The following is a 2,297-nucleotide window of genomic DNA, read 5'->3' as shown; positions in this document are numbered from 1 at the left end:
TCCTCCGGATACGGAGACTTACGTCCCACCTGGACATCCCTCCCTGGACCATCAAGATCCATTGTCAGGGTGTCCACTCCAAAGGATCAGCCTCACTCGGTCCACCTCACGCAAAGGTGTGAAACCACCACGCCCCGCAAGAGTCGCCCACCCCCCGTGACGATGGGCGCAGAACCGTTTCGCGCGTCAACTCCAGCCTTGAACGGCCGCCCAATCCCGTCCTCTGCGCATGCCATCGTGTCCGCCGGGCGCTACCACGCCCACCCCACCAACCGAAAGCGAGGCACCGTGAAGAAGTCCATCGCCTGCTGGACCGCAGCAGCGACATGCGCCCTGCTAGCCCTCACCGGAACCGCCGAAGCCTCCGACGCCACCATGGCCAAGCCCAAGACGTGGTACTCCACCGCCGTCTGTGGTGTCGAGAAGATCGGAAGTGGAGACCACGGCGACAAGCAGCTCAAGGGCACCGGAAAGGGGAAGAGCAAGTCGGAGGCCGAAAAGGCCGCCCAGCGAGATGTACAGGCCCAGATCAGCAAGAAGTACGGAAAGGGGTACCGGGCGCACCACTGCACCTTCCGCAGCTCCAGGCGGTAGGCCCCGCGCCCGTGGAAACACGTGAACAATAGAAAGCGTAAGAAGCTACCGAAGAGGCTTGCAGCGGCTGCCGGTGACGGACACGTCGGCCTTCTCCAGCGGCTCCTCGCCCAAGGGGCCGATCCCGACACCCGCGACCCTGACGGAGCCACACCGCTCTATCTCGCCGCCGTCCAAGGCGAAAACCATTGCGCTGAGCTGCTCCTGGCGGCCGGGGCCTCGCCCAACGCCGAATCCCGGGGGTGGCGCAGCGGACTGCCACTTGCCGCAGCCACTGCCAAGGCGAACCTGCCCCTCGTCGAGCTGCTGCTGTGTCATGGAGCCGACCCGCACCTGAGGGAGTCGGGTGGAGGCTCGGCGCTCGACTGGGCACAGGGCTGGAGCGAAGACACCGAGGTGCGGCAAACCGTCCTGGCGCGGCTGCGCAACCTTACCGTTTGAGCCGTCCCCACCGGACGGTCGGCACCTCCGGTTTGCCGAGTGCTGCTGGGGGTGCCCCTATGCGCTTCGTCGACCCTGGCCGGGGTTGTTCACGGGTTTGTTCTGGGTGCGCAAAGCGTGAAGTTCCCGGCGGGTCGGGTGCCGTGTAGGCAGACCCGTGGTCGATGTGGCGGGTGACCGCGTTGGTGCGGAAAGGGTGTTCGAGCAAGGCTGATTCATTTCGGCCGTGACGCTCGAATGACGTTCCGAGTGCGTGAAAGCCACTCCCCGTGAGTGTGAGACTGCGTCTGAGCTGCTGGTTCTTGCTATGTCACTTCCGGTGACGTGATTTCGATGACGGGCCTTGACCCCGAATCCTGGACACGGTTTAGGCAGCTGGTGCCAGCGTAGTTGGTGTGTGGTGGAGGGTGTTCTCGAAGGCGATCGGTGATTGTTGTCCGAGGCGGGAGTGTCGGCGTCGGGTGTTGTAGCGGTGGAGCCATCTGAAGGCGTCGAGTCGGGCTTCGCTCTCGTCTGGCCAGCTCTTTCGCCCTTGGAGAGTTTCGCGTTCGAAGGGCGAGTTGAAGGACTCGTCGAGTGCGTTGTCGGCGCTGGAGCCGACCGCGCTCATGTGCTGCCGAACCCCTGCTGACCTGCAGGCTTCGGCGAAGGGCCTGCTCGTGTATTGGGCTCCGTGGTCGGTGTGTATGCCCGATCAGGCAAGGCTGCCTCGGGTACGGACGGCTGCGGCCAGGGCGTCGGTGACGAGGTCCGCACGCATGTGGGCGGCGATCGCCCAGCCGGCCAGACGTCGCGATGCGAGGTCGATGACGGTGGCCAGGTAGCAGAACTTCCCGCCCTCGATGGGCAGGTAGGTGATGTCGCCGACGTATTTCGTGTTCGTAGCGGCGGCGGTGAAGTCGAGGCCGATCAGGTCGGGCGCCCTGGCCGCGGCCGGGTCGGGAACGGTGGTGCGGTGCCGACGGCGCAACCGGACCCCTTCGATCCCGAACGTCCGCATGATTCTCGCGACCCGCTTGTGATTGACCGCCCCACCGCTCGTCTCGCGGAGCTCGGCGGTGATCCTGGGGGCTCCGTAGGTGCCGTCCGATTCCTGGTGCACCGCCCGTATCCGGGCGGCCAGCCTCGCCTCGGCCGCCTGCCGGGCAGCCCGGTCCGCAGCCGACCACTAGGGCCTGTCCGGCGGATCTTTCGACTCGGCATGCCTGGCACGACTTCGTGGGCTGATCCCCGAGTATGCCCAAGGCTGCCGCTCCCGACGT

General features: G+C 65.9%; 2 protein-coding genes and 1 pseudogene. 2 read left to right on the top strand and 1 reads right to left on the bottom strand.

Features of this window, described 5'->3' with window-relative positions; genetic code table 11:
- The first annotated feature begins 237 nt into the window (after positions 1–237).
- Positions 238–594, top strand: a complete 357-nt coding sequence (locus ACFYY1_RS43230; RefSeq protein WP_388595599.1) for a hypothetical protein — start codon at positions 238–240, stop codon at positions 592–594.
- A 21-nt stretch (positions 595–615) separates the two neighbouring features.
- Positions 616–1,035 (top strand): ankyrin repeat domain-containing protein, encoded by a 420-nt coding sequence (locus tag ACFYY1_RS43225; protein WP_388595598.1) that lies wholly within the window; start codon positions 616–618, stop codon positions 1,033–1,035.
- Between the two features lie 367 nt (positions 1,036–1,402).
- Here the strand turns inward: ACFYY1_RS43225 and ACFYY1_RS43220 are convergent.
- Positions 1,403–2,200: pseudogene (locus ACFYY1_RS43220) on the bottom strand (IS3 family transposase); the annotation flags it as partial.
- Between the last annotated feature and the right edge of the window lie 97 nt (positions 2,201–2,297).

The organism is Streptomyces sp. NPDC001890, from assembly GCF_042891445.1.
Classification (GTDB): Bacteria; Actinomycetota; Actinomycetes; order Streptomycetales; family Streptomycetaceae; genus Streptomyces.
Note: the sequence above shows the minus strand (reverse complement) of the source record. Positions and strands in the feature narration are given on the sequence as shown.